The sequence below is a fragment of the Stenotrophomonas sp. STEN022 genome (genome assembly GCF_056760155.1).
In genome coordinates this window covers 1-26,531 of the sequence record NZ_JBRREG010000072.1, presented here as the reverse complement: position 1 = coordinate 26,531, position 26,531 = coordinate 1, and the positions used below count along the sequence as shown (strand labels likewise).

Below are 26,531 nucleotides of genomic sequence, written 5' to 3'. Positions count from 1 at the left end.
GCGTAAGCCGCGAAGCCCGCGATTCTGCAGATCCCTGGAATGATGATCCCTGGAGGATGGCCAGCTTCGCGGCTTACGCCGCTCCCACAACTGCGGTCGGCGGAAGCATTGTCGGGAACGCCTCTGCCGAGCATGGCTCGGCACTACAAGAGCGAAACAAAAACAAAGGCCGCCTTGCGGCGGCCTTTGCTGTGCATCAAGCGATCAAACCGCTCAGTGCATCATGTGGTGATTCATGTTCCACATGACCCACAGCGTGCCCAGCACGATGATGCCGATCACCACCAGGGTGAACATGCCGGCATTGACGTTCCAGCGGGCAGCCGAGGAACGGTCAAGGTGCAGGAAGAACACCAGGTGCACCAGCAGCTGCAGGATGCCTGCAACCACGATCACCGCGCCGGTGGCGAAGCTCGACATGCCACCGCTCATCACCACCCAGAACGGGATGATGGTGAGCACGGCAGCCAGCACGAAGCCGATCAGGTAAGACTTGACGCTGCCGTGGCTCTCACCAGCGGCACCGTGTGCATGATTGTCATGTGCGGACATTACATCGCTCCCGACAGATAAACGACAGAGAACACGCCAATCCAGACCAGATCCAGGAAGTGCCAGAACAGGCTCAGGCACGCCATGCGGGTCTTGTTGCGCGGGGTCAGGCCATCCTGCTTGAGCTGGACGAACATCACCGCCAACCACAGCAGACCAGCGGTCACGTGCAGACCGTGGGTACCAACCAGGGCGAAGAACGCCGACAGGAAGGCACTCTTGTCCGGGCCGTGGCCGTTGTGTATCAGGTGGTTGAACTCCCAGATTTCCATGCCCATGAAGCCGGCACCCAGCAGCCAGGTAACGGCCAGCCAGAAGAACATCAGGCCCTTCTTCGACTGGTGCATGGCGATCATGCCCAGACCGAAGGTCAGCGAGGACACCAGCAGCAGCGCGGTTTCCCACGCCACGAACGGCAGCTCGAACAGATCCTTGGCCGACGGGCCACCATTGGTGCCGCCAGACAAAACCACGTACGTCACGAACAGGGTGGCGAAGATGAGCAGATCGCTCATCAGGTACACCCAGAAACCGAAGACGGTGTTCTCGCTGGTGTCGTGATGCTCGTGATGGTCATCCCCATGGTCCGCAGCGTGCGCTGCGGAACCGTGGGTCATCGTGTGGGCGTTCGTGCTCATGCCTTCACCTCGGTCTTCACCAAGCCCTGAGCTTCCAGGTGCTTACGGTGTTCGTTCTCGATACGTTCCACCTCGGCCGCCGGCACCCAGTAGTCCACGTCCTTGTCGAAGGTACGGTAGATGAAGGTGGCGATCATGCCGACCAGGCCGATGATGGCCAGCACCCACATGTGCCAGACCATCGCAAAACCCAGCACCAGGCTGAACGCGCCGATGACAACACCGGTACCGGTGTTCTTCGGCATGTGGATGTCGCTGTACTTGGCCGGCTTCTGCCAGGCTTCGCCGCGCTGCTTGCGGTGCCAGAATTCGTCCAGCTCCTCACCCTTGGGCAGGGTCGCGAAGTTGTAGAACTGCACCGGGGAAGCGGTTTCCCACTCCAGGGTACGGGCATCCCACGGATCGCCGGTCAGGTCAGCGTTCTTCTTGCGGTCGCGGATCGACACGGCGATCTGGATCACCTGGCACAGGATGCCCAGGGCGATGATCGCAGCACCAATCGCAGCAACCACGAAGTACGGCTGGTAGTCCATGTTCGGGTAGCTCTGCATACGACGCGTAGCACCCATGAAGCCCAGTGCGTACAGCGGCATGAAGGCCACGTAGAAGCCGATGAACCAGCCCCAGAACGCGCGCTTGCCCCAGGTTTCATTCAAGGTGAAGCCGAACATCTTCGGCCACCAGTAAGTGATACCGGCAAACATGCCGAACACCACGCCGCCGATGATGACGTTGTGGAAGTGGGCAATCAGGAACAGCGAGTTATGCAGCACGAAGTCGATGGCCGGGATCGCCAACATCACGCCGGTCATACCGCCGATGGTGAAGGTGACCATGAAGCCGATCGTCCACAACACCGGCGAGGTGAAGTGCACGCGGCCGCGGTACATCGTGAACAGCCAGTTGAAGATCTTCACGCCGGTCGGGATCGAGATGATCATCGTCGTGATGCCGAAGAAGGCATTGACGTTGGCACCCGAGCCCATGGTGAAGAAGTGGTGCAACCACACCAGGAACGACAGCACACCGATCGCACAGGTGGCGTAGACCATGCCTTTGTAGCCGAACAGGGTCTTGCGCGAGAACGTGGCGATCACTTCAGAGAACACACCGAATGCCGGCAGCACCAGGATGTAGACCTCCGGGTGACCCCAGATCCAGATCAGGTTGATGTACAGCATGGCGTTGCCGCCACCATCGTTGGTGAAGAAGTGCGTACCCAGGTAACGATCCAGGGTCAGCAGCACCAGGGTGATGGTCAGCACCGGGAAGGCAGCAATGATCAGCAGGTTGGTGACCAGGGCGGTCCAGCTGAACACCGGCATGTGCATCAGCTTCATGCCCGGGCTACGCATCTTGAGGATGGTGATGAAGAAGTTGATACCGCTCAGCGTGGTACCCAGGCCGGAGACCTGCAGCGCCCAGATGTAGTAATCCATACCTACGCTTGGACTGTATTCCAACCCTGACAAGGGTGGGAACGCCAACCAACCGGTTGCGGCGAATTCACCGATCCACAGCGAGATCATCATCAGGCCGCAGCCTGCGACGAACAGCCAGAAGCTCAGCGAGTTCAGGAACGGGAAGGCAACGTCGCGGGCACCAATCTGCAGCGGCACCACCAGGTTCATCAAACCGGTGATCAGCGGCATGGCCACGAAGAAGATCATGATCACGCCGTGGGCGGTGAAGATCTGGTCGTAGTGGTGTGGCGGCAGGTAGCCTTCGGCGCCGCCAGCGGCAACCGCCTGCTGGGCACGCATCATGATCGCGTCGGAGAAGCCGCGCAGCAGCATCACGAACGCCACGATCAGGTACATCGCGCCGATCTTCTTGTGGTCCACCGAGGTGAACCACTCCTTCCACAGGTAGCCCCACAGCTTGAACTTGGTGACCGCGGCTACAACAGCCAGGCCGCCCAGGATCGCGCCGATCAGGGTGGTGAGCACGATGGGATCGTGCGGCAGTGAATCAAGAGAGAGTTTTCCAAGCATCGTCATTCTCCCGAGGCGCCATGGCCGGCATGTGCGGCTTCGGCGGGCTCGTTGGCAGTGTGACCGGCGTGGCCGTCAGCCGTGGCGGCAGCAGGCGCAGCGGCGGCAGGAGCCTCGTGGCCCATGGCAGCGTGGTCCATCGCGTCATGGCCCATCGCAGCGTGGTCCATGGCTTCGGGCTGCATCGCCCCGTGGCCGGCACCTTCGTGCGACATCTTCTTGCCATCGTGCTTCATGCCGAAGTGGTGGTTCTCACCGGCATGCTTGGCAATGATGGCGTCGAACAGGCCCTTCTCGGTGCTGCCGTAATAGGTTACCGGGTGCCAGTCGTGGTTCTGCTCGGTGGTGAGTTCAGCGAACGCCTTCTGGTCCATGACCTTGGCATCGCCGCGCACCTTGGCCAACCAGGCCTGGTATTCCTCATTGCTCACCGCATGCGCGGTGAAATGCATCTTGCTGAAGCCTGCACCGCTGTAATGCGAGGAGCGGCCTTCATAGCTGCCTGCCTCGTTGGCGATCAGGTGCAGCTTGGTTTCCATGCCGGCCATCGAGTAGATCATGCTGCCCAGATGCGGAATGAAGAACGCATTCATCACCGTATCGGCGGTGATCTTGAAGTTCAGCGGGGCATCAACCGGGAAGGTGAGCTCGTTGACCACGGCGATGTTTTCTTCCGGGTAGACGAACAGCCACTTCCAGTCCAGCGAGATCGCTTCGATCACCACCGGCTTGGTATCGGACTCCAGCGGCTTGTACGGATCCAGCGCGTGCGAAGAACGCCAGGTCAGCACGGCCAGGACCAGGATGATCATGCACGGGATCGACCAGACCACCACTTCGATGGCGGTGGAGTGAGACCAGTTGGGCTCGTAACGGGCCTTGGTGTTGGATGCGCGGTACTTCCACGCGAACACCAGCGTCAGCACGATCACAGGAATGACCACCAGCAACATCAGCACCGTACAGGTGATCAGCAGCGTGAGTTCATCCCGGGCGATCTGGCCCTTGGGGTCAAACAGGGCCCAGTCGCAGCCCGTCATCATGACGGCCATAGCGACAATGAGGCCCGGACGCAAAAAGCGTCCAAGAGTTTTCAACGGAATCATCGGTCGATCCAATTGCGAGGGAGAGCCGGACCTGGCAAGCCCATACATGCAAACGCAAACAAGCGCCCGGGGATTGCCCACCGGGGAGACATGTAGGGGGTTGTCAGATTTCAGCCCCGCAATTTTAGGCCTTCACGCACCACTTAAGAAAGGTATTGACAATGATTTCGCGCAGCAAAAGCGGGCAATCCCGTGCGACACGTTGTCGCACCTGCGCGCTGCATCGGACGGATTCGGCAAAGTCAGGCACTGATCGCAACAGCGCTCGGCCCTGCTTCACCCTGCCCCGCCCTGACATCGAGCACGTTCATGTGACGTAAGGCACCCCACCCGGCTAGCAACTGACATCAGTGAATGCGCCTGCCCGCAGACCCATGACAGCCTGACCTGTTCAGGTTCATGGGCAAGATGACGACCCGGCGCGATGACGCGACGTCACATGTTCAACAGCAAGCCGCAAAATCAGCCCCGCCAAAGTCGCAGGCATCTGGATTGAGCAGGCCCAGTGCAGCGACGCTTGCTGCCATCACCATCAGCCGGGCAACTGCAGCAGCGATCCAGCCGCAAGCGCGCAAGTCACCGCCCCGGCGACGCCCACAGAAAAGGCCCGCGCGGGGCGGGCCTGATCTGGTGCCGGAAATAGGAATCGAACCTACGACCTACGCATTACGAACCCACGCCAGATCAAGCACTTAGATCGACTTCCGGTATCAAACAACTTTCGAAAGCCCCCCTACTCCGCCCGACCTTGCCGGCTAGCGCCCGTGCTCCAAATCTGCGCGTCCCTCGACCGTACGACGCGCTATCGGTGACGACGCCGAGCGCTTCAGGCAGAGACACCGGACCCGGGATAAGCGCCACTGAAGCCGGAAGCTCACATCGGGGCGATGGTTGCGGATGAGGAAGCGAACACGCCTTATATATGTGAATCCTGTCAGAACCGGGGCCAGATCGAAGAGCGGCGGATATGGTATGCAAGAGGATGGGTAGATGGCTGCGTTGCGGAACAAGGAGTTAGCCACTTACTGGGGAGCCGTAAATGGCTGGTAAGCCGGTAAGGCAGGAGTCTCCCAGCGACCAGCCAGAGCTTAGGTGGGCAATCACGGCCTGGATATACCCATCGGAGCGCTGGCGCAGACATCCCGAAAGCGCGGATCTCAACGGTAAAACCCTCCCCGCAATCGGCTTTGGATGATTCTCTGAAGTTCCGGACAGCAAGCTCACCTCGATCTACTTCGCCCGCCAATGCAAGACAGCAAAGCATTGAATCCGACTGCAACCAGCCCGGTTACAGCTCCCACAGCAATAAAAAACTGAAGCTGTCCCTCAGCCATACCCTGCCGATACAGCAGATGCGCGAGACCGGCACTGGCCAAACCTCCGACAACGGGCGCAGATACAAGGAAAGGGATCTTGGAGCGCCGCAAGATATAGTAGGCAGCTACACCTAGGGGGAGAACAACGAACAACGAGAACATGTACCAAATCGCCACTCCTAGCAAATCATCGAGTGGATCACGCTCTCCCTGAGATGTGACAAGTGCCGCTACACCAGGCACGGCGGATGCAAGTAGCAGAGATACAAATACACGCAGATCAGGCGATCTCATTGGCACCCGCACCGCTTAGCGCTCTGCTCAATCATTTTTTCCATCTGCCGCCCCCACACGACCTCGTTCGCAACCTTATTTGCCAGCGCACCGGGAAGGGATCTGTCGTGCTGCGACCAGTTAGCACCTTCACCATACGTGTGGGCGACTCCACCATTTACAGTTCTCGCCACGTACCCCGGACTGAACATGCTGCCTCGAGCCGTAATGTTGACAACTAGCGCATTACCATTCCGCAGATCCGTTGTCACGTATGAAGTGACCAAGTTGTTACCTCGCCCCAAGACGCTCGCGTCATTATGAGCTGTGCCCCCCAGAGTGGCGGGCCTCGCGTACGGTGATGGTGTGGGGTGATTCACTAGCGCTTGCATCACAGCCCCAGGTTCTGCGCATCCCAAGTCACGAGTTATATCGTAATTGTGATAAAGGACGTCCCTCACGTCGAAGTCTTGAAAGTCAGAAGGCGTGGGTAGAACAAAAATAGGGCCGTTCGGATATTCGCAAAGTGTTAATCCAGCAGCTGATCTGCAGGCCAACCCTTCAGGATCAATTCCGGCCAGAGGGCTCCCACTCACATATCCATACGTGCTGATTCCACCACCCAGCCCAATCGGATCGGACTGTACATAACGTCCCAAACTCGGGTCGTAATCACGGAAGTGGTTGTAGTTCAGCCCGCTGACAACATCAAAGCGCTGCCCTGGAAAGCGCATATCAAACACAAAATCCTGCGCATCACCATCCGGGTCCTGATTCGGGACGCTGCTACCAAACGCTTCACCCTTGATGTCCCAAGTCCAAACCGGAACATTGCGCACCGGATTGAAGACCAAGCGTGGCGTACCGAGATGATCCGGCTCAACGTAATGCAGCACACCACCGGCGAGCAAACCAACCGGCAGATCATCCATCCAGATCACTTGCTGTGCTGCATTGCCCAGTGAGTCGTAGTCACCCAGCCAATGCCCGGCCTCGTCATACGCGGTGTAGACCGAGCCTGCGGCATCCAAGCCCCTTTGCACACGCTCACCGCGTGCGTTGTAGGCATAGCGCTGAGTAGCAACCCCGCCCATCTTTACCTGCGACAGGCGATTGGCTTGGTTGTAGTCGAATGACTTGACGCCCCCCATAGCCCCAACCGTATTACCGACGGCATCGTAACTACGCGAGACCGCGCCTACTGCCGCCAGACGATGACTGCTCGTCTCGTAGCTGTATGGAGTAGTTGTGCCAGCGTTAGTGAAACTCAATCGATTGCCAGTAGCGTCATAGCTGTATTGCTCGATGGGCACATTCGCTGCCGTGTCCCGAAATTCCTTCAAACGCCCCAAGGCGTCATAACTCAGGCCTGCGGTGTAGTTGCCCGACTCCAGTGCCGCGACATTGCTGACCGTGTCGTATCCCAGTCCGATCTTGAGTTGCTGCGCACTGTCCACTACCGCCGTGGGCCGGTAGTCCAGATCGTAACTACGTACCAATGCCCGACCATTGCCATACTGCCAACCCGTACTAGGCCCAAACGGCAGATAGCTAGCACCCGTCAACAACACCTGCCTGCCACTGCTTCCGCTGGTGACACCCACTTCGACGATGCGGCCCTGGCCATCACGCACATAATCAGCCACCGCACCATCAGGGTAGATCACTGATGCCAGATTTCCGCCAACCGTGTAGCTATAGCGCACCACGAAGGTCTTGCCGTTGGTGACCTGCACCTTACGTACCAAGTTACCGAAACGACTGTAGCAGTAGTCGGTGCGTCCACTGGAATCCATCATTGAACTGAGCTGGCCCGCCGCAAAGCCCTCCCCTGCCGTACAAACCACCGGAACGGTGTCATAGGTATAGGTGACGTCCTCGCCGAGGATGGGATAGCCAACCGCCGTCACACGACTCAATGCGTCATAGCTATAGCTCGTCGCTATGCCCCGCGCATCGGTACTGGTCTTCAGGTTTCCTGCGGCATCGTAGGTACGCTGAGTGGTACCCGTATCCGGACTGGAAGTCGTCTTCAGCTGCCCCAACCCATCGTATGCATAGGTAGTTATTAGCCCCTTCGGATCCGTGACTTCGGTCAGATTGTCTTGGGCGTCGTACTTGAATTTTGTCTCAGCCGAAATTCCACCAACATCCTCAAGAGTGCGCTTGAGGCGATTAAGTGGATCGTACTCGGATTGCGTTGTGCGCAGATTGGCATCAGCGACCGACGTTGCATTGCCATTGACGTCATAAGCAAAGTCAGTTGCATTGGCCGATGCATCAGCCACTGTCTCCAAGCGGCTGAGCTGACTGTAGATGCGATTGAGGGTACTTCGGAGTACGCTACCGGAGTCCTTGATATCGTCTTGGACAGAATTTCCCGCACCATCAAGTGTGTACTGGATCGTATTGCCAGCGTTGTCCGCGATACCGGTAAGGCGGTGCGCTACATCGTAGTTATATGAAACGAAGTTTCCATCGGACTGCGTGACCTTCCTGACCATCCCCGCAGGCCAGTACTCGAAACGCGTTATGCGATCATCCGCCTCAGTCGCATCATTGATACCACGCGCCTTCGTGGCAACCAGCCAACCTCGCGGGTGATACGAATAATCCGTTATCACGCCAGTGGGTGACACTATCGAAAGCGGCTTTCCGGTGGCGTCATACCGTGTGATCTGGATGATCTGACCAACTGCGTTGGTGATCTTCCAGAGATCGCCTTTGCGATACGGACAGGTCGCCGGTGACGATGCACAAGTTCCGTGATCTGCTTGATAGTAGGTGTATGCGCTGACATCGCTAATATCGATACGGGGACCATCGACACTGATAGGTAGCCCAATGATCGGGCAAGTACCGGCACTGACTCCGGCGGACTCGCAGTAAGCTGTGGTGATAGTGCGGACAAACCCAGATACCGGATCCGTACGCGTTTGCACCAAGACCTGACCACGACTGTTGTAAGTCCAATTCCCTTTCGCGACCAACGTACTGCTGGCGTCGTAGTTCCGCTGCTCAGCGGGCTGGCGGAAAGTGGGATGCCAATCAACCTGCTGGGTTCGCTTATTGCCAGCAGTATCACTGGCAGACTCTATGCGCTGGGTTTCCAGACCACGTGCACCGTAAGTGAACTGTGTGACATTGCCATTGAAGTCGGTGGTGCTGGCCGGATAACCGTTTGCATCGTATGTGCGCGCTGCCGCGACGTTGGCACAGCCATCACAAGGCGAATTCAATGAAGTCAGTCGTGCAACACCTTGGCTCGCGATGAACCCGTAGTTGCGCGCCTTGCCAAGACTGTCCGTGATAGTTGCGGAGCCATTCGTGTTGAACTGCAACGAGGTCCGATCTGCAGTCCCGGTGGCATAAGGACCATGGACGCTAAGAACGGCGCGCCTGCTCGCATCGTATCCCCAGCTTGCGTAGCGACCTCCGTTCTCATCGGTAATGCCCGTCAATAGATGCGGCTGCGATATCCCGCCGGTTTGCCCGGCTTCGTTGTAATGGTAGAACCGCGTATCTGCGCCTGTAGACGTGCCTGGATAGGCAGCACTTACCAAGTCTCCGCTGCCATATGCAAACGTAATGACCGCACCCGCGCTATCCGCCAGCGTGGTGAGTTGGCCAGCAGCTGAGTATCCGAAGGTGACGGCCCGCCCCTGCGGATCGGTTACCCGCTGCACCCTTGAACCGGCTGTGTAGCTCAATGTCTGCACAAATCCTTCCGGCGAGGTAACCGTCATCAACCGGCCGAATGCGTCATAGGCCTCAACAGTTTCATCCGTACGGCGATAGGAAGCAGATACCAGGGAGCCACTGGTTACCGATGCAATCAGCCGCTCGGGAACATCAGCATCACCCACCCAATTGACACCGACCAACTTGAACGTCTGGATAGCACCATTGGGCCGATAAACGCGGATGCTGGTGATGTCACTGCCATCGTACAAAGGCACCACCCTTGCTGCATAGCTGTGCGTCCAACCTACGCCGATCGGCAGCTCCCGGTTATCAGGTACGCGATGGCTGTTGTAATACCTCACAAACTCAATTGGAAAAACTCCAGCACCGCGGTAGTCAAGTTCGCGCTGGCGCTTGTTGCCAGTTGCGCTGGCAATCGGATTGGACTGATTACCACCATCTGCCGGGCAATCGCTGTTGCACTTGGGTACGCCGCACTGCCCTGTTTCAGCATCGGCCAGACCACCCAGCGGACAAGGCGGAACGGAGCCGTTGGGGCCATAGACCATTATGTCGACGATCTCGACGCCGAACCAGGTATTGAACTGGCGCTTCTGCAGCGTTCCTCGGCAGATGACCTCGCCGCCCAGATCAGGCCCGACGTAAGCAGAGATAATCCGGTGAGGCAAAGAGCTTGCCGCCATATATCCGTCCAACCGCCGCTGCAACTCGCCAGTGAGACAAGCCTCTTGGCTGTTGGCATAGTGCGTTTGATTCGGATCAGCTCGTGAATCGAGCCAGTAGGTTTCGGCATTGACTGGCGCAGCCAGCAGCATCAAGACGCTGGCGATCCAGCCAGCAACCAAGGAACGCAGAATCGGAAAGCTACGCATTGCGGTCGTCCTCCATGAACGAGGCAAGCGCGATCCTAAAAGTACCGACCGTGCTGCCTTGCAAGTCGAAACTACTTTCATTAAACGAGCCGCCAGCCCAGCGACTCACTCCCCAGAGCCTAATCAAAACACTACGGCCCGCGCTGTTTACATCAGCTCATCCTGCAAGTCAATACACCCCTTTCAGAATCTGATATCCCCAGAAAGGGATTATTCGCCTTGATGTGCGACGCATCAGCACCGAGCAGCAAGTGCTTGGGCAATGCGCACCAGACAGGAACAAAAGAAAAAGCCCGCACGAGGCGGGCCTGATCTTGGTGCCGGAAATAGGAATCGAACCTACGACCTACGCATTACGAATGCGCCGCTCTACCAACTGAGCTATTCCGGCGAAGGCGCGAATTGTAGGCAAAACGGGGGGCTGCGGTCAATCAGCACGGCGCACAAGGCTGTCCCAAGCCTTCCGGCGATTGTCGCTGGCACACTTTGCCGGTAGCCCGAGCCAACAACCCTCACCGCAGCGGGAACCGAACGCCGCTACGCGCAATCCAACGCCGCCCCGCATCTACCGCCCCAGCCGCCTTGCCGCCGCCAACCGATAAGCCCGCAACCGCGCATGCAACATCGGGTCACCCGCAAACCCTATCCCCGCTGGCAGCAGCGCCGGGTCGAAGGCCAGTTTGCGTTGGCTGGCCTGCTGTGGCGCCAGCCGCTCCAGCCAGATATGGCCCAACGCGAACGACGGTGCGGCAGGGTCCCAGCTGCGGCTGATGTCGGCCGGGTCCTCGCCTTCGGGCACCGGGGTGAACAGCAGGGCGAATACCACGCTGCCTTTGGACAGTTCGCCGCGCATGCGCTTGTCCAGGTAGTCCGGACCGTCCGGCGGCGCGCGAGCGACGTAAGGTTTGGTCGCGCGCACGCTGAGGCGACCGATGCGCGCATGTCCGTCCGGGGCGATCAGCCGGTAGGCGTGCAGCATGTGGTAATCCAAGGCGCTGAAGCTGCTGGTCATTGCGCCCGCACGCAATTCCTCGAAGTGCGCGACAGCCGGGCAACCGGCCATCTGTGCGACCAGCATCGCTGGCACGCGCTCGCGCTGATTCACGGCATTCAAGAAAGCGAGAAACGCTTCGGGGTCACTGGCCGGAAAGCCTTCAAGCGAATGACCCACCAGCACCATCGCCGCCTTGTTGCCGATCCGCAGCGCGAGTCCGCGCGGTTCGCCCGCAGGGCTGCGCTGGTCGATATGTGGATTTGCCCCGGAGCTTGAGAACCGCGCCAGGACACGCAGGTCCTCGCCGCCGAATACCGCTGCCATGCAGAACTGTGGTGCCGTTGCGGTGGCGCGGAAGTGGCCTTCCACCAGCAGACCGCGCGCATGATTCACTCGCCCACCGGCCGCAACCTTTGCCCCGGCCTGCAGGGCAGCAAACAACGCCTGCGACATGTCTGTCGCCATCGCCGTGTCCTCCCACCGCACCACCGTGGCAGCAAACAGCAGCTCGCGAAGATGCGGCGCTGGTCAGCGCTCGCCCAAGCCTGGGCGCAGCGCGATGTGTTTGTATTCCAGAAAATCCTCCAAGGCGGCCAATCCATTGAGCCGCCCGAGCCCTGACTGCTTGAAACCACCCTCCTCCGTGCCGTCAAACACCCGCGCCCAGTCGTTGATCCAGACCGAGCCCGCATCAAGCGCTTCAGCCACGCGCAGTGCGCGATCAACATCGCGCGTCCATACACTGGCCGCCAATCCATACTCGCTGTCGTTGGCCAGGCGAATCGCCTGCGCCTCATCGCTGAAACGTTGAATGGTGAGCACTGGACCGAAGGTTTCCTGCTGGATGATGTCCAGCGCGTTGTCGAATACTTCCAGCAGGGCCGGACGGAAGAACGCGCCCTTGCGCAGCGGGCCGCTGGTGATGGGCCCACCGCGTTCAACCACCACCGCACCGTAACTGATCGCCTCTTGCACCACCGCTTCAACCCGCTGCACATTGGCGCGGTCGATCAATGGCCCCATGTCGCTGCTTGGGTCGGCCGCAGGCCCGACCTTGACCATGTGCAGGCGCGCGCCCATGCCATCGCGCACCGCGTCATAGATGCGGTCGTGCACCAGCAGCCGTGAGCCCGTCATGCAGAACTGGCCACTGAATACCGTCAGTGCTTTTTCAATCACCGGCAGCGCCTGGCCCAGATCAGCATCCTCGAACAGGATCATCGGTGTCTTACCACCCAGCTCCATGCCGAAACGCTTGAGATGTTTCGCGCCGCTGCTGCTGATGGCACGGCCGGTGCGAGTGGAACCGGTGAAGCTGACCACCGGCACCTGCGGTGCATCCACCAGGTAGCTGGAACCTTCCGGGCCACTTTCGAAAAACAGATTGATCACACCGCGCGGCAACGACTCGGCCTCGGCCATGATCCTGGCCATGGTGCTGGCGGTCTGCGCCACCTGCGACGGCAACTTGACCACCACCGTGCAACCGGCCGCCAGTGCCGGCGCCAACGATCGGACGGTCAGTACTACCGGTGAATTCCAGGGCGCGATCACCGCGGCCACCCCCATTGGTTGGCGCAGGACCATCGACAGCCGCCCAGGTTTTGGCCGCAGTGCACGGCCTGCTTCCAGCATCGCCATCGCCGCTGAATAGCGCAGCTTGCTCGGCACCATGTCCAATTCAAACGCAGCCTCGGCGGCCACCTTGCCGTTCTCCAGCGAAAGTATCTCCGCCAGACGCGCGCGATTGCGTTCGAACGCCTGCGCCAGTTGCTCCAGCACCCGCGCACGCAGCTCGTGGTCGTGCGCCCACATGGTCTGCTGGAACGCCTGCGATGCGGCAGACACCGCCGCCATCGCTGCCGCGCGACCATTGTCCGGGTAGCTGCCGATCACCTCATAGGTAGCCGGGTTGATCGAATCCTTGAGCACACCATCAAAACGCGGAATGCCGTTGATCCAGTTGGCCGCTCGGCGCAATTGTTCTGGCGGATTGCTTGTACCGCTCATGGGACCTCCACACATTGACTACTCATGACCCGTCGGCCGCTGGCATAGACGCACCCAATAACGACGCACCTCGGATGCCAGCGCCTCCACCAATGGCACGCTGATGTTGACCACGATCGGCACGATGACCAGCGTCGCCCCCAGCACCCGCAGCGGCAACGGCCACTGCCTGAAGTACGGGCCGAGCACACTCACTACCGTCAGCACGGTCGGATACACCGCCAGCCAGACAAGCGCGGTACGCTTCAAACGCGGTGCGAGCTCGGTGCGCCACATCAGCCGTCCGCATCCCGCATCCATTGGCTGATGCGCTCAGCCAGCATGATGACCGTTGGGTTGGTCGCCACGCAGGGAACATCAGGGAACGCCGAGGCATCGGCAACGCGCAGGCCATCAATTCCGCGCACACGACCCTGGTAGTCGAGTACCGCATGTACATCGTTGGCGCCGCCCATCGGCGCAGTGGAAGTTGGATGGTGGTAGATATCCAGGGCCATCGGCAACGCGGCTTCCACGTCCTCGTATGAGCTCGACAGCGCGCCCGGCACCATTTCCTCGGCAATCATCGCCGCCAGTGGTCCTTGCCGGGCAATGCGCCGGATCAGCTCAATGCCCTCCACCATCAATTGCCGGTCGTGCGCGTCGGCCAGCAGGTTGAGCGCGATGATCGGCGCCGCGTCGGCAGCACGCGAGCGCAGCCTCACCCTACCCAGCGAGCGCGGCCGGGTCAGTGCCAAGGCCAGCATGAAAATGGCGCCCGTCGGTGATGCTTGCGGATCGCCGTAATGCACAGCCGACACATGGAAGTCGCCGACATTGGCGGCCGCCTTGGACGACTGCGCCCACAGAATTGCGCCCACGGGAGGTACCGCCAGACCAAGCCGGTCCGGACGCGCGGCCCAGGTGGTATAGAAAAATGGATGTTCCTGCAGCCGCTGCCCAACCGGTAGATTGGCGACCACATCAATATCCAGTTCCAGCAGATCGTTGGCAGGACCAATGCCAGAGCGCAGCAGCACAGCTGCCGTGCCATAGGTACCCGCACTCAACACGATGTTGTCGGCTTCGATGCGCTGACCATCGGCCAGCACCACCGCAGCTGCGCGGCGACCATCAAACGCTACCCGGTCCACCAGGGTCTGGCTGCGAATGCACAGATTGGGGCGCATCCGCACATCCAGCGATAGATACGTCATGCCGGTATTGAGCCGCTGCCCCATCCGGTTGTTCATCGGGTAAGGACCAACACCGAACGGTTGCTCGCCGTTGAAGTCGGTCACCTTGGCAAACCCGGCCTGCGCGGCGGATGCCACGAAGGCGCGCTGCATGTCGGAGACTTCATCATCCTGCAGGTAGTGGATCGGCCACGGCCCGCTTCGTCCATGCAAGGCATCGTCACCATGCACGGTGCGCTCGCTGCGTTGGAAGAACGGCAGTACATCCTGCGCAGTCCAGTGTTCAAGCCCGGCCTGGGTCCAACGCTCGAAGTCACCGGCCGGCGCGCGCATCGCCACGCCCGCATTGACTGCCGAACATCCACCCAGCACCTTCCCGCGCGGCACCGGCATCGTCGCGCCATAGATATTGGGCTCGGCCGAATAGCCCCAATCGTGGGCGGAATCACCACCGATGATGTGCTGCAGGCGCACCGCGTCGGGATAGGCATCCGGCGCATAAGCCTGCCCCGCCTCGATCAACAGCACACGTCGGAACGCGTCCTCGCTGAGCCGGTTCGCCATTACCGCGCCGGCCGAGCCACCACCGACAATCACCACGTCGTAGTACGAGTGACCCGAAACCGCCACTGCATGTGCACTGTCACCCTGCACCTGCATGCCTGTACCCGCGTATTTTTGCCGAGTAGCCATGGCGAACACCTCCTCGCACCCAACGCTTCAAACCGCCTCCCGCTGCCTGCAACCGCGTTGATGCACGCACTGTTGGCAGCTGGACCATGGTGGCCATCCTCGACCGAACCCGGCATGGGCGGAATCCGTGTACGGGTCATGACACTCAGGAACAAATGTCCTCAGTCCTCTCATCACTGGAATCGCTGAATGGCTTGATTGCGTTCGCATCTGCCGTGCAGGCAGGAGGCTTTTCAGCGGCAGGCCGCCAGTTGGGCCTCTCCGCTTCGGCGGTAGGAAAGGCAGTGGAGCGACTCGAGCTGCGCCTGGGCACGCGCCTGCTGAACCGCACCACCCGCTCGCTGGCCCTCACCGGCGAAGGCGAGGTGCTGTACCACTACGTCGACAAAGTATTGAAGGATCTACAGGAGGCAGAGCGCGAGTTGAATACGCGCCAAGGAACGCCACGCGGCCGCCTGCGGATCACCGCCACTCCCATTCTGGGCCGCAGGTTCCTGGTGCCCGCATTGCACGACTTCCACGCGCTCTACCCGGAGGTCAAGGTTGCCCTCAGTTTCGATGTTCCTCGACCCGATATCATCGAGGAAGGTTTTGATCTGGCGTTGTGGGCTGGCGAACTCGAAGACTCCAGCCTGCAGGCGCGGCGCGTGGGATCGTATGCACTGATCACCTGCGCATCACCGGTCTATCTTGCCGAGAACGGCACGCCGACCTCGATCGCCGAGCTGGGCAGCCACTGCTGCCTTCACTACCGCCACCGTGGCAATCAGCGGCTGGAACCTTGGCGGTTCCAGAACCACACCATCTCCAAGCCTCCGATCCCCGCCCCGGACTGCCACCTCAACGATGCCGACGGGTTGGCGGGAGCAGCCCTGGCCGGACTCTGCATCGTGCAACTACCGGACTTTGTGGTACGCGAGGAAATCGCCACTGGCCGACTTCAGGAAGTGCTCCAAAGTGACGCTGTCGGGCCGCTCGGCATCTTCCTCGTATGGCCGCCGATGTCCGCACAGGCGCTGCGCGTGCGCGTCTTCATCGAGTTCATCTCGAAGCGTGCAGGCAACCTGCTCAGCATTACCAGCACCGCAGCGTCGGAGCAGCCCTGAACGAATGAAGCCGACCATACGGCCGGCTTCATCAGCTGCGATACCAAGCGAAAACTCAGTCCACCAGGCGCAGACGCAGCTCCTTGGGCAGCGCAAACACCATGGTCTCCGGCTCGCCGCCGGTTTCGCGGACACTGCCAGCGCCGAGCTCGCGCAGCCGTGCAATCACGCCATCCACCAGCACCTGCGGTGCCGATGCGCCTGCGGTCAGGCCGATGTGCTGCTTGCCAACCACCCACTGCGGATCGATCTCGTCCGCCCCATCGATCAGGTACGACTCCACGCCCTCACGACGTGCAAGTTCGCTGAGCCGGTTGGAGTTGGAGCTGTTCGGCGAACCCACCACCAGCACCAGATCACACTGCGTGGCAAGGTCACGCACCGCATCCTGGCGGTTCTGCGTGGCGTAGCAGATGTCGTCGTTCTTCGGCCCCTGCACCATCGGGAAATGCTTGCGCAGTGCCTCGATCACCGCGCGGGTGTCATCCACCGACAAGGTGGTCTGGGTGGTGAATGCGAAATTTTCCGGCTGCGAGACCTGCAGCGCTTCCACGTCTTCAACGCTCTCGACCAGATAGATGTTGCCCTTGCCGTTCTCGCGGTTCCACTGGCCCATCGTGCCTTCCACTTCGGGATGACCTTCGTGGCCAATCAGCACCACGTCGCGACCAGCACGGCAGTGGCGTGCCACTTCCAGATGCACCTTGGTCACCAGCGGACAGGTGGCATCAAATACCTTCAAGCCACGGCGGTCGGCTTCGACGCGCACCGCCTGCGATACACCATGCGCGCTGAAGATGACGGTATTGCCGTCCGGCACTTCGTCAAGTTCTTCGACGAAGATGGCGCCGCGTGCCTTCAGGTCATCGACCACGAAACGGTTGTGCACCACTTCGTGGCGCACATAGATCGGCGCGCCCAGGGTTTCGATGGCGCGTTTGACGATCTCGATGGCGCGGTCTACACCGGCACAGAAACCACGGGGATTGGCGAGCAATACGTCCATCTTCAACGACTCCGACCGCTGACGGTCGCTAATGCGGGAACAGATGCCGGAATCATCCAGCTTTTTTCTCGGCCTTGCCATCAAGCAGGCCCATCAAGGCGATGCCGATGGCGCCACCCACGATCGCCGCATCGGCGATGTTGAACGACGGCCAGTAGTGGTCACCGATATACCACTGGATGAAATCAACCACGTGACCGTGAATCTGGCGGTCGATGACGTTGCCGATGGCACCACCTATCACCAGCGCATACGGCAGCGCGCTGCGCCAGTTGGCGCGCGGCGTGCGCGACAGCCAGAACGCCATCAGGCCGCTGATCGCGATGGCCAGGAAGGTGAAGAACCACAGCTGCCAGCCACCGGCATCGCTGAGGAAGCTGAATGCTGCGCCGGTGTTATAGGTGCGGTACCAGTTCCAGAAACCATCGATCACCGGCACCGGGGTGAACTCGGGCAGGCTGGACAGCACCCAGGCCTTGCTCCACTGGTCCAGGCCGATCACGACCACGGATACCAGCAGGTAGATCAACGCGTTGGGTTTAACAGCCTTTGCTTGCATGTAATACGCCTGTAGTTGACTGCGATGAAACGGATGGAGCGCTGCTCGCTACCCCACCCGCTTCGCGTGACGGACTGCTTAGAACCAGCGGCGGTTTTCGCCAGCGCCGTCGATATTGCTGACGCAACGGCCGCACAGCTCCGGGTGCGCCTCGACCGAGCCGACATCGGCGCGGTAATGCCAGCAACGCACGCACTTGGACTTGTCGGTCGGCTGCGCGCTGACAAACACCTCGTCGGTGGTGGCCGGACGCACGCTGACATCGCCACTGATGAACAGGAAGCGCAGTTCCTCGGCCAGCGGTTGCCAGCGTGCAGCCTGCTCTTCGTTGGCAGCAACGGTGATCTCCGCCTCCAGCGCCGCACCGATGGCGCCATTGGCACGCATCGGCTCCAGCACCTTGGAGACCTGCTCACGCAGTGCCAGCAGCTGGTCGAAATCGGCAGCGGTCAACTGTGCATCGGCCGGCAACGGCGCCAGGCCGTCATACCAGGTGGAGAACAACACGTTGTCGACGCGCTTGCCCGGCAGGTAACCCCACAGCTCTTCGGCGGTGAAGGTCAGGATCGGCGCAACCCAACGCACGAACGCTTCGGCGATGTGGAACATCGCCGTCTGCGCCGAACGACGGCCGCGCGAATCTTCCTGCATCGTGTACAGGCGATCCTTGGTCACGTCCAGGTACAACGAACCCAGGTCGACACTGCAGAAATTCAGCAGCAACTGCACGATCTCGGCCATGTTGTAGTTGGCGTAGGCGGCCTTGATCTTCTCCTGCAGCTCGAACGCGCGATGCACGATCCAGCGGTCCAGGGCGACCATATCCGGCAACGCAACCAGATGCTGGGCCGGGTCGAAGCCGTCCAGGTTGCCTAGCAGGAAGCGCGCGGTATTACGCAGACGACGGTAGGCGTCGGCATTGCGCTTGAGGATTTCCTGCGACAGCGACATCTCGTTGCTGTAATCGGCCGAGGCAATCCACAGGCGCAGGATGTCCGCGCCCAGGGTGCGCATGATTTCCTGCGGCTCGATGCCGTTGCCCAGCGACTTGGACATCTTGCGACCGTGCTCGTCCACGGTGAAGCCGTGGGTCAGGCACTGCTTGTACGGCGCATGCTTGTCGATGGCCACACCGGTGAGCAGCGAGGACTGGAACCAGCCGCGGTGCTGGTCGGAACCTTCCAGGTACAGGTCGGCCGGCTTGCCATAGCCACGTGCGAGCAGCACGCCTTCATGGGTCACGCCGGAGTCGAACCAGACATCGAGGATGTCGGTAACCTTTTCGTACTGGGCGGCTTCATCGCCGAGCAGTTCGGCGGCGTCCAGCGAATACCAGACGTCGATGCCGCCCTGCTCCACGCGATCGGCCACCTGCTGCATCAACTCGACGCTGCGCGGATGCGGCTCGCCGGTTTCGCGGTGGGTGAACAAGGCAATCGGCACACCCCAGGTGCGCTGGCGGCTGATGCACCAGTCCGGGCGACCGTCGACCATGCTGCTGATACGCGCCTTGCCCCAGCTCGGGAACCAGCCCACGTTGTCGATGGCAGCCATCGCATCATTGCGCAGGTTGGCCTTGTCCATCGAGATGAACCACTGCGGGGTGGCGCGGAACACCACCGGTGTCTTGTGGCGCCAGCAATGCGGGTAGCTGTGCTGGATCTCGAAGAACGCCAGCAGTGCGCCGCTCTCGCGCAGCACATCGACGATCAGCGGCTGTGCCTTCCACAGGTGCTGGCCAGCCAGCTCAACCGTGCCAGCCGGCGGCGTCGACGACAGGTAGACGCCACGGCCATCGACCGGATTGATCTGGCCGGCGTTGTACTTGTCCATCAAGCCGTACTGCTGGCTGACCGCGAAGTCTTCCTGGCCGTGGCCAGGCGCGGTGTGCACTGCACCAGTACCGTCGGCATCGGACACGTGCTCGCCATTGAGCAGCGGGATGTCACGGTTGGCATAGAACGGGTGAGCCAGCAGCTGGTTCTCCAGCGCCGAACCCTTGGCATGGCCATGCACGACCACTTCGGCCACGCCGTAGCGGCCCAGCGAGCGCTCGGCCAGGGCAGAAGCCAGCACCAACCAGCGCGGCTGGCCGTTATGGGCCGGGCCTTCAACCAGCGCGTATTCGATATCCGCACCCAGCGACACCGCCAGCGATGCCGGCAACGTCCACGGCGTGGTGGTCCAGATCGGCACCGCCACTTCCACACCGGCCGGCAGCTCGACACCGAAGCTGGCCGCCAGCGCCTTGGAATCACGCGCGGCGTAGGCCACGTCGATGGCCGGCGAGGTCTTGTCCTGGTATTCGATTTCAGCTTCGGCCAGCGCCGAGCCACAGTCGAAGCACCAATGCACCGGTTTGGCGCCGCGCACCAGGTGGCCGTTGGCGACGATCTTGGCCAGCGCACGGATTTCGTTGGCCTCGAAGTCGAAGCTCAGCGTCTTGTACGGGTTCTCCCAATCACCGATCACACCCAGGCGCTTGAAATCAGCGCGCTGCAGGTTGATCTGCTCTTCGGCGTACTCACGGCACTTCTGGCGGAACTGCTCGGCATCAAGCTTGACGCCGACCTTGCCCCACTTCTTCTCGACCGCGATTTCGATCGGCAGACCGTGGCAGTCCCAGCCCGGGATGTAGGGTGCATCGAAGCCGTCGAGATAACGCGACTTGACGATGATGTCCTTGAGGATCTTGTTGACCGCATGACCGAGGTGGATCTGGCCATTGGCATACGGCGGGCCGTCGTGCAGCACGAACAGCGGGCGACCCTTCGCGTTCTCGCGAAGCTGCGCGTAAATACCCTGCTCTTCCCAACGTGCCAGGATGCCCGGCTCACGCTTGGGCAGGTCGCCGCGCATCGGGAATTCCGTTGCTGGCAGATGGAGGGTGGCTTTGTAGTCTTGAGTCACGGGCATTTACCGTTGCGCAGCTTTTTGTGGAGAGTCCGCACATGGATGTGCGGGCTTTTGCGAGGGACTCGCATGTTCGCCTAGGATGCGACGCGCTTGCTCTGCGTCGCGGTGCATCTGCTCGGTCAGTGCCGGCAGATCGTTGAACTTCTCTTCATCCCGCAGTTTGGCAACAAACTCCACTTCGATGTGACGGCCGTACAGGTCGCCATTGAAGTCGAACAGATGTGCCTCAAGCAGCGGCTCCACACCTTCAACCGTGGGGCGCGTGCCAAAGCTCGACACCGACGGCCAAGGCTGCTCGAACACGCCGTGCACCCACGTAGCGTAGATACCAGAAAGTGCGGGTGTTTTCGGGAAACGCAAGTTGGCGGTGGGGAAGCCCAAGGTGCGGCCGAGCTGGCGCCCACGCACAACCCGGCCACCAATCGCGTACGGCCGACCCAGCAATTCGCCGGCATGGGCGAACTCGCCGGCCACGATCAGCTCGCGGATACGGGTGCTGGAAATACGCTCGCCGTTCAGGTGCACCGGCTCGATCTCGCCGGCGACGAAGCCGAGCTCGGCGCCCATCGCCTGCAGCAGCGCGATATCGCCGCCACGGCGGTTGCCGAAATGGAACTTGGGGCCGATCCAGACTTCACGCGCACCGAGCCGGCGCACCAGCATGTCGCGGACGAAATCATCGGCGGTGATCGCCGCCATCTTGGCGTCAAAGCGCAGCAGGCCGACGCTGTCGACCCCCAGCTCACGCAGCGTGGCGACCTTGTCACGGGCCAGCATCAAGCGCGGCGGCGGGTTGTCCTTGGCAAAGAACTCGCGCGGCAGCGGCTCGAAGCCCAAGGCCACGGCCGGCACACCCAAGGCGCGGGCACGGGCAACTGCGTGGCGCACCAGCGCCCGATGGCCCAGGTGCAGGCCATCGAAGGCACCAATGCAGACCACGCTTCCCTGCGGGAACAACACCCCGCCTTCGACGTCTCTAAAAAGCCTGCTCATTCCATCCGGATCCGGCCCATACGGGCCGGTTCTGTCGTGTGTAGCCCTGAAGTATAACGGGGCCGGCCACGCTGTCGGCTTACTGGCCGCGCAGTTCACGCGGCCGGTAACCCATCAGCAGCAGGCCGGCTGCATAGACCGCGCCACCGGTGCCGACCAGCACGGCCAGGCGCCAGCCACGCTCCCACCAGGCCCAGACGGTCCAATCCGACCAGAACAGCCTCAGCGCCACCACGGCTGCCAGCATCAGCACGCTGGCCACCGTCAATTGCAGCAGGAACCGCCCCCAGCCGGGCTGGAGCTGGTACACCCGCGCCCTGCGCAGATACCACCACAGCTGCAGGGCATTGGCCCAACCGGCGATCGCGATGGCCAGCGCAAGCAACGCATGCGCCCCTTCCACCTTCTTGAGTGCTTCCAGCCACTGCCCATCGGCCGCAACCAGTGCAGCCTGGCCCATGGGACTGAACGAGAACATGGCGACAAACAGCAACACCGTGCAGAAGATGTTGATCAGGATGGAGGCCACCGCCGCCTTTACCGGCGTGCGCGTATCCTGCCGCGAGTAGAAAGCCGGTGCCAGCACCTTTACAAGCAGGAACGCAGGCACAGCCAGCGACTGCGCCATCAGGCTCAGGCTGCTCATGCGCATGTCCTGCTCGGAGAACCGACCGTACTGGAACAGGGTTGCCAGCAGCGGCTGCGCGCACAGCACCAGCCCGATGCAGGCCGGCACGCCGATCAAAAGGCACAGTCGGAAGCCCCAATCCAGACCCTTGGAATAGCCCTCAGGATCCGAGCTGGCGTGGCGACTGGACAGATGCGGCAGGATCACCGTACCAATGGCGACACCGAACATACCCAGCGGGAACTCCAGCAAGCGGTCGCTGTAGTACAGCCAGGTCACGCTGCCACCCATCAGCATCGAGGCCGCCAGCGTATTGAACAGCAGGTTCACCTGGGCCACCGACGAGCCGAACAGGGTCGGCACCATCAGCTTCATGATCTTGCGCACGCCGGCATGGGCCAGGTCGAACCTGGGCCGTGGCAACAGCCCCAGCTTTGCCAGCGAAGGCAACTGGAAGGCGAGCTGCAGGACACCCGCCACGAACACGCCCCAGGCCAAGGCCAGCACCGGCTCATAGCCCCAGGCCTTCATGTGCGGTACCAGACACAGTGCCGCAGCGATCATGGAAATATTGAGCAGGATCGGTGAGAGCGCGGGTATGGCGAACTTCTGGTAGCTGTTGAGCACCCCACCCACCAGCGACGCCAGCGAGATGAACAGGGCATAGGGGAAGGTGATCTGCAGCATCAGCGTGGCCAGCTCCGCCTGCTCACTGCCCGGCGCAAACCCCGGCGCGAACACCCGCATCAGCCAGGGCGCCAGCAGGATGGCGGCCGCCGTCATCAACAACAGCGCCCCCGTCAACACCCCCGCCACCCGGTCCACCAGCGCCTTCACGGCAGCGTGGTCACCCTTTGCCTTGTATTCGGCCAGTGCCGGCACGAACGCCATCGAGAATGAGCCCTCGGCGGAAAGGCGGCGCATGAAGTTGGGAATCCTGAACGCGACCACAAAAGCGTCCATTGCCGCACTGGCACCGAACACATGGGCGTAAACTTGGTCGCGGATCAATCCGCTGATACGTGACAGGAACGTCATGGAACTGAATACGGCAGTGGATTTGAGCAAACGACCGCTCATGCATCTTCCTCTTGACAACTTGGCTTGACGTTCTTTCAGTCAGCCATCATACTTGCATGCTTGCTGTTCCCACCACACCGATTTTCAGGAAACCACCACTGTGGCCAATATCAAGTCCGCCAAGAAGCGCGCCAAGCAGACCGTTGTGCGCAACGCGCGCAACACGGCTCAGCGTTCGATGCTGCGCACCGCCGTCAAGAAGGTGATCAAGGCTCTGGATGCCAACGACGCCGCTGGCGCCGAGGCAGCCTTTGCCGTCGCCCAGCCGATCCTCGACCGTTTCAGCGCCCGTGGCCTGATTCACAAGAACAAGGCTGCGCGTCATAAGAGCCGTTTGACCGCTCGCATCAAGGCCATCAAGGCTGCCTGATCCGTGCGATCACCAGGAGTCGCAAGACTCCCGGCATGAAAAACCCGGCCTTGTGTCGGGTTTTTTGTTGGACGATTTTCGGGAAAGCGAGATCGGCACCTCCTACCCAGCTCCGGCTCCGGCTTTAGCTCCGGCTTTAGCTCCGGCTTTGGCTCCGGCTTTGGCTTTGGCCCTGGCTTTGGGCCTGGCTTTGGGCCGCCCAAGAAAAACCCGAACAACCCCCTTCTCCCGCTTGCGGGAGAAGGTGCCCGAAGGGCGGATGAGGGGGCCTTTGATCTGGATTTGGCCTTGGTTTTTCAAGCAAAAGCCTGCCCTCACCCCACCCCCTCTCCCGCAGGCGGGAGAGGGGCTTCAAGCGCAAGCCACGGCTACGGCCACGGCTACGGCCACGGCCACGGCCAAAGCCAAAGCCAAAGCCAAGGCCAAAAGCAGAAAACCCGGCTTTCGCCGGGTTTTCCTCATGCATCAACCGTCAGCAAAAAACCTTACTCGCCCGCGGCGTGACGCTCTTCTGCTTCCAGAATCTTCTGCTGATCAAAGAAGGCCATGATGTCCTTCATGATCGGCCAGGTACCTTCACGACCCAGCGCCGACACCAGATACCACGGGCCGGTCCAGCCCAGCTCCTTGATGATCTGCTCAGCCGCTGCCTTGGCCTCGTCCTCGAACATCAGGTCGGCCTTGTTCAGCACCAGCCAACGCGGCTTCTCCAGCAGCTCCGGGTCATGCTTGCCCAGCTCGCGCTCGATCGCACGCACCTGCTCAACCGGGGAAATGCCCTCAACCCCACCTTCCATCGGCGAGATGTCGACGAGGTGCAACAACAGACGGGTGCGCTGCAGATGGCGCAGGAACTGCGCGCCCAGGCCAGCACCGTCAGCCGCACCTTCGATCAGGCCCGGAATATCGGCGATCACGAAGCTGCGGTAATTCTCGACCTTCACCACGCCCAGGTTCGGATACAAGGTGGTGAACGGGTAATCAGCTACCTTCGGCGTTGCCGCCGAAACCGCACGGATCAAGGTGCTCTTACCCGCATTGGGGAAGCCCAGCAGGCCAACGTCAGCCAGCAGCTTCAGCTCCAGCTTGAGCAGGCGCTCTTCACCCTCTTCACCCGGCAGCGCCTGACGCGGCGCGCGGTTGGTGGAGCTCTTGAAGTGCATGTTGCCCAGGCCGCCCTTGCCGCCCTTGGCCACCAGCAGGCGATCGCCATGCGTGGTCATGTCGCCAATGACTTCATCGGTGTCGACGTTCATCACCACGGTGCCGACCGGCACGGTGATGACCAGGTCTTCGCCGCCCTTGCCATAAGCCTGACGGCCCATGCCATTCTCGCCACGCTGCGCCTTGAAGATGCGGTCATGGCGGAAGTCAACCAGGGTGTTCAGGTTTTCGTCGGCACGGATCCAGACGCTGCCGCCATTGCCGCCATCGCCACCATCCGGACCACCGAGCGGAATGAACTTTTCGCGGCGAAAGCCGATACAGCCATTGCCGCCTTTGCCAGCGATGACTTCGATCTCCGCTTCGTCTACAAGTTTCATGAATTTAACGCCGGGATTGGGAAATGGGGATTGGGGAATAGCAGAAGCAGGTACAGCCCATTATCGGCCCTGCACCCCGAAATGTCGGGGTTCCAACGAAAAACCCCGCCGAAGCGGGGCTCTCGTCAGCAGCCCACACCGGAGTATGGGCGGCTTGCGCGTACGGAATTAAGCTTCCGTGACAACGCTGACGGTACGGCGCTTGTTGGCACCCTTCACCGTGAACTCAACCTTGCCATCGACCAGCGCGAACAGCGTGTGGTCACGGCCCAGGCCGACGCCTGCACCCGGGTGGAACTGGGTGCCGCGCTGACGCACGATGATGTTGCCAGCTTCGATGGCCTGGCCACCGAAGATCTTGACGCCGAGGTATTTCGGGTTGGAATCGCGACCGTTGCGCGAGGAACCTACGCCCTTTTTATGTGCCATGACGGATTCTCCTTAGCAATTAGCCGGCGATGCCGGTGATTTCGATTTCGGTGTAGTACTGACGGTGACCCTGACGCTTCATGTGGTGCTTGCGGCGACGGAACTTGATGATCCGGACCTTGTCGGCGCGGCCGTGGGCCACAACCTTGGCGGTCACCGAAGCGCCCTTCAGCGCGTCACCCAGCTTGATGCCGTCGGCATCGCCGAGCATCAGGATGTTGTCGAACTTGATCTCGTTGCCAGCTTCGACTTCGAGTTTTTCCACGCGCAGGGTTTCACCCTGAACGACGCGGTACTGCTTACCGCCAGTTACCAGAACTGCATACATGACCAGACTTCCTCTGTAGTTATTGTGGTCGCCTTGCCCGCCATCGAGGGCGGACAGGAGCGGGATTTTACCGGGCAGACCGAGCTCTGGTCAACCCACCCCCTGCCCTGACCCGCCCGGCCAGAACCCCCGGTGAAGCCACCCGCCCCCATACGGGCCACAGGGCGGTAAAAGCAAAAGCCAACAAGGCAATTAACCCCAAAAACAACACCCCATACACATATTTAATAACGACGCGCACCCC

The 26,531-nt window shown here is 61.0% G+C and carries 20 protein-coding genes and 1 tRNA gene; 3 read left to right on the top strand and 18 right to left on the bottom strand.

What is annotated here, in order from left to right; genetic code table 11:
* The coding region (locus ACVOMF_RS14885; protein WP_481509962.1) for a hypothetical protein at window positions 1-248 on the top strand (248 nt) is incomplete at its 5' end.
* Here ACVOMF_RS14885 and cyoD read toward each other — a convergent pair.
* The 10 genes from cyoD to ACVOMF_RS14835 all read right to left on the bottom strand — a co-directional run bounded on the left by cyoD (window position 214) and on the right by ACVOMF_RS14835 (window position 15,328).
* Window positions 214-552: a cytochrome o ubiquinol oxidase subunit IV gene (cyoD, locus tag ACVOMF_RS14880; RefSeq protein WP_282271076.1), complete on the bottom strand. Its 339-nt coding sequence runs from the start codon at window positions 550-552 to the stop codon at window positions 214-216. The two genes, ACVOMF_RS14885 and cyoD, sit on opposite strands and share 35 nt — an antisense overlap.
* Window positions 552-1,190: a cytochrome o ubiquinol oxidase subunit III gene (cyoC, locus tag ACVOMF_RS14875; RefSeq protein ID WP_481509961.1), complete on the bottom strand. Its 639-nt coding sequence runs from the start codon at window positions 1,188-1,190 to the stop codon at window positions 552-554. The genes cyoD and cyoC overlap by 1 nt, the downstream gene beginning before the upstream one ends.
* Complete coding sequence (cyoB, locus tag ACVOMF_RS14870) at window positions 1,187-3,184, bottom strand: cytochrome o ubiquinol oxidase subunit I (protein ID WP_481509960.1); 1,998 nt, start codon at window positions 3,182-3,184, stop codon at window positions 1,187-1,189. Before cyoB ends, cyoC begins: the two co-directional genes overlap by 4 nt.
* 2 nt (window positions 3,185-3,186) lie before the next feature.
* Complete coding sequence (cyoA, locus tag ACVOMF_RS14865) at window positions 3,187-4,290, bottom strand: ubiquinol oxidase subunit II (RefSeq protein WP_481509959.1); 1,104 nt, start codon at window positions 4,288-4,290, stop codon at window positions 3,187-3,189.
* Between the two features lie 1,606 nt (window positions 4,291-5,896).
* The gene (locus tag ACVOMF_RS14860) at window positions 5,897-10,456 is read right to left on the bottom strand and encodes an RHS repeat-associated core domain-containing protein (RefSeq protein ID WP_481509958.1); all 4,560 of its coding nucleotides are present in this window, start codon (window positions 10,454-10,456) and stop codon (window positions 5,897-5,899) included.
* 315 nt (window positions 10,457-10,771) lie between these two features.
* Window positions 10,772-10,847 (bottom strand) — tRNA-Thr (locus tag ACVOMF_RS14855).
* Between the two features lie 174 nt (window positions 10,848-11,021).
* Window positions 11,022-11,915 carry a catalase gene (locus ACVOMF_RS14850; RefSeq protein ID WP_481509957.1) on the bottom strand — a complete coding sequence of 298 codons (894 nt, stop codon included), beginning with the start codon at window positions 11,913-11,915 and terminating at the stop codon, window positions 11,022-11,024.
* A gap of 63 nt (window positions 11,916-11,978) precedes the next feature.
* Window positions 11,979-13,460, bottom strand: a complete 1,482-nt coding sequence (locus tag ACVOMF_RS14845; RefSeq protein ID WP_481509956.1) for an aldehyde dehydrogenase family protein — start codon at window positions 13,458-13,460, stop codon at window positions 11,979-11,981.
* 18 nt (window positions 13,461-13,478) lie between these two features.
* Window positions 13,479-13,736: a hypothetical protein gene (locus ACVOMF_RS14840; RefSeq protein ID WP_481509955.1), complete on the bottom strand. Its 258-nt coding sequence runs from the start codon at window positions 13,734-13,736 to the stop codon at window positions 13,479-13,481.
* A complete protein-coding gene (locus ACVOMF_RS14835; RefSeq protein WP_481509954.1) occupies window positions 13,736-15,328 on the bottom strand; it encodes a GMC family oxidoreductase in 1,593 nt (530 codons plus the stop codon). Before ACVOMF_RS14835 ends, ACVOMF_RS14840 begins: the two co-directional genes overlap by 1 nt.
* A gap of 155 nt (window positions 15,329-15,483) precedes the next feature.
* Between ACVOMF_RS14835 and ACVOMF_RS14830 the strand changes: the two genes are divergently transcribed.
* A complete protein-coding gene (locus ACVOMF_RS14830) occupies window positions 15,484-16,434 on the top strand; it encodes a LysR family transcriptional regulator (protein ID WP_481509953.1) in 951 nt (316 codons plus the stop codon).
* A gap of 55 nt (window positions 16,435-16,489) precedes the next feature.
* Here the strand turns inward: ACVOMF_RS14830 and ispH are convergent, their stop codons facing one another.
* From ispH to murJ, 5 genes are all read right to left on the bottom strand, one after another.
* A complete protein-coding gene (gene ispH, locus ACVOMF_RS14825; protein ID WP_282269121.1) occupies window positions 16,490-17,440 on the bottom strand; it encodes a 4-hydroxy-3-methylbut-2-enyl diphosphate reductase in 951 nt (316 codons plus the stop codon).
* A 52-nt stretch (window positions 17,441-17,492) separates the two neighbouring features.
* Window positions 17,493-17,999: a signal peptidase II gene (gene lspA, locus ACVOMF_RS14820; protein WP_303747034.1), complete on the bottom strand. Its 507-nt coding sequence runs from the start codon at window positions 17,997-17,999 to the stop codon at window positions 17,493-17,495.
* A 78-nt stretch (window positions 18,000-18,077) separates the two neighbouring features.
* Window positions 18,078-20,909: an isoleucine--tRNA ligase gene (ileS, locus tag ACVOMF_RS14815; protein ID WP_481509963.1), complete on the bottom strand. Its 2,832-nt coding sequence runs from the start codon at window positions 20,907-20,909 to the stop codon at window positions 18,078-18,080.
* 6 nt (window positions 20,910-20,915) lie between these two features.
* On the bottom strand, window positions 20,916-21,908 hold the full coding sequence (locus ACVOMF_RS14810) for a bifunctional riboflavin kinase/FAD synthetase (RefSeq protein WP_481509952.1): 993 nt from the start codon (window positions 21,906-21,908) through the stop codon (window positions 20,916-20,918).
* A gap of 79 nt (window positions 21,909-21,987) precedes the next feature.
* Window positions 21,988-23,616, bottom strand: coding sequence for a murein biosynthesis integral membrane protein MurJ (murJ, locus tag ACVOMF_RS14805; RefSeq protein WP_481509951.1), 1,629 nt, complete (start codon window positions 23,614-23,616; stop codon window positions 21,988-21,990).
* Window positions 23,617-23,716: 100 nt separating this feature from the next.
* Here murJ and rpsT point away from each other — a divergent pair, with 100 nt between their 5' ends.
* Window positions 23,717-23,986, top strand: coding sequence for a 30S ribosomal protein S20 (gene rpsT / locus ACVOMF_RS14800; protein WP_057629708.1), 270 nt, complete (start codon window positions 23,717-23,719; stop codon window positions 23,984-23,986).
* A 485-nt stretch (window positions 23,987-24,471) separates the two neighbouring features.
* On the opposite strand, the gene obgE is transcribed toward rpsT, so the two are convergent.
* The 3 genes from obgE to rplU all read right to left on the bottom strand — a co-directional run bounded on the left by obgE (window position 24,472) and on the right by rplU (window position 26,287).
* On the bottom strand, window positions 24,472-25,530 hold the full coding sequence (obgE, locus tag ACVOMF_RS14795; protein WP_481509950.1) for a GTPase ObgE: 1,059 nt from the start codon (window positions 25,528-25,530) through the stop codon (window positions 24,472-24,474).
* Window positions 25,531-25,698: 168 nt separating this feature from the next.
* Window positions 25,699-25,959 carry a 50S ribosomal protein L27 gene (gene rpmA, locus ACVOMF_RS14790; protein ID WP_282269141.1) on the bottom strand — a complete coding sequence of 87 codons (261 nt, stop codon included), beginning with the start codon at window positions 25,957-25,959 and terminating at the stop codon, window positions 25,699-25,701.
* Window positions 25,960-25,978: 19 nt separating this feature from the next.
* Complete coding sequence (rplU, locus tag ACVOMF_RS14785) at window positions 25,979-26,287, bottom strand: 50S ribosomal protein L21 (RefSeq protein WP_282269142.1); 309 nt, start codon at window positions 26,285-26,287, stop codon at window positions 25,979-25,981.
* Window positions 26,288-26,531 lie beyond the last annotated feature (244 nt).

What these genes read in the sequence shown, in the direction of transcription:
- cyoA (WP_481509959.1), bottom strand. Translation starts at nt 4,290, where the DNA reads ATGATTCCGTTGAAAACTCTTGGACGCTTTTTGCGTCCGGGCCTCATT.
- lspA (WP_303747034.1), bottom strand. Translation starts at nt 17,999, where the DNA reads ATGCAAGCAAAGGCTGTTAAACCCAACGCGTTGATCTACCTGCTGGTA.
- rplU (WP_282269142.1), bottom strand. Translation starts at nt 26,287, where the DNA reads ATGTATGCAGTTCTGGTAACTGGCGGTAAGCAGTACCGCGTCGTTCAG.
- ispH (WP_282269121.1), bottom strand. Translation starts at nt 17,440, where the DNA reads ATGGACGTATTGCTCGCCAATCCCCGTGGTTTCTGTGCCGGTGTAGAC.
- cyoC (WP_481509961.1), bottom strand. Translation starts at nt 1,190, where the DNA reads ATGAGCACGAACGCCCACACGATGACCCACGGTTCCGCAGCGCACGCT.
- ACVOMF_RS14850 (WP_481509957.1), bottom strand. Translation starts at nt 11,915, where the DNA reads ATGGCGACAGACATGTCGCAGGCGTTGTTTGCTGCCCTGCAGGCCGGG.
- ACVOMF_RS14860 (WP_481509958.1), bottom strand. Translation starts at nt 10,456, where the DNA reads ATGCGTAGCTTTCCGATTCTGCGTTCCTTGGTTGCTGGCTGGATCGCC.
- cyoB (WP_481509960.1), bottom strand. Translation starts at nt 3,184, where the DNA reads ATGCTTGGAAAACTCTCTCTTGATTCACTGCCGCACGATCCCATCGTG.
- obgE (WP_481509950.1), bottom strand. Translation starts at nt 25,530, where the DNA reads ATGAAACTTGTAGACGAAGCGGAGATCGAAGTCATCGCTGGCAAAGGC.
- ACVOMF_RS14830 (WP_481509953.1), top strand. Translation starts at nt 15,484, where the DNA reads ATGTCCTCAGTCCTCTCATCACTGGAATCGCTGAATGGCTTGATTGCG.
- ACVOMF_RS14845 (WP_481509956.1), bottom strand. Translation starts at nt 13,460, where the DNA reads ATGAGCGGTACAAGCAATCCGCCAGAACAATTGCGCCGAGCGGCCAAC.
- ACVOMF_RS14835 (WP_481509954.1), bottom strand. Translation starts at nt 15,328, where the DNA reads ATGGCTACTCGGCAAAAATACGCGGGTACAGGCATGCAGGTGCAGGGT.
- ACVOMF_RS14810 (WP_481509952.1), bottom strand. Translation starts at nt 21,908, where the DNA reads ATGAGCAGGCTTTTTAGAGACGTCGAAGGCGGGGTGTTGTTCCCGCAG.
- murJ (WP_481509951.1), bottom strand. Translation starts at nt 23,616, where the DNA reads ATGAGCGGTCGTTTGCTCAAATCCACTGCCGTATTCAGTTCCATGACG.
- rpmA (WP_282269141.1), bottom strand. Translation starts at nt 25,959, where the DNA reads ATGGCACATAAAAAGGGCGTAGGTTCCTCGCGCAACGGTCGCGATTCC.
- cyoD (WP_282271076.1), bottom strand. Translation starts at nt 552, where the DNA reads ATGTCCGCACATGACAATCATGCACACGGTGCCGCTGGTGAGAGCCAC.
- ACVOMF_RS14840 (WP_481509955.1), bottom strand. Translation starts at nt 13,736, where the DNA reads ATGTGGCGCACCGAGCTCGCACCGCGTTTGAAGCGTACCGCGCTTGTC.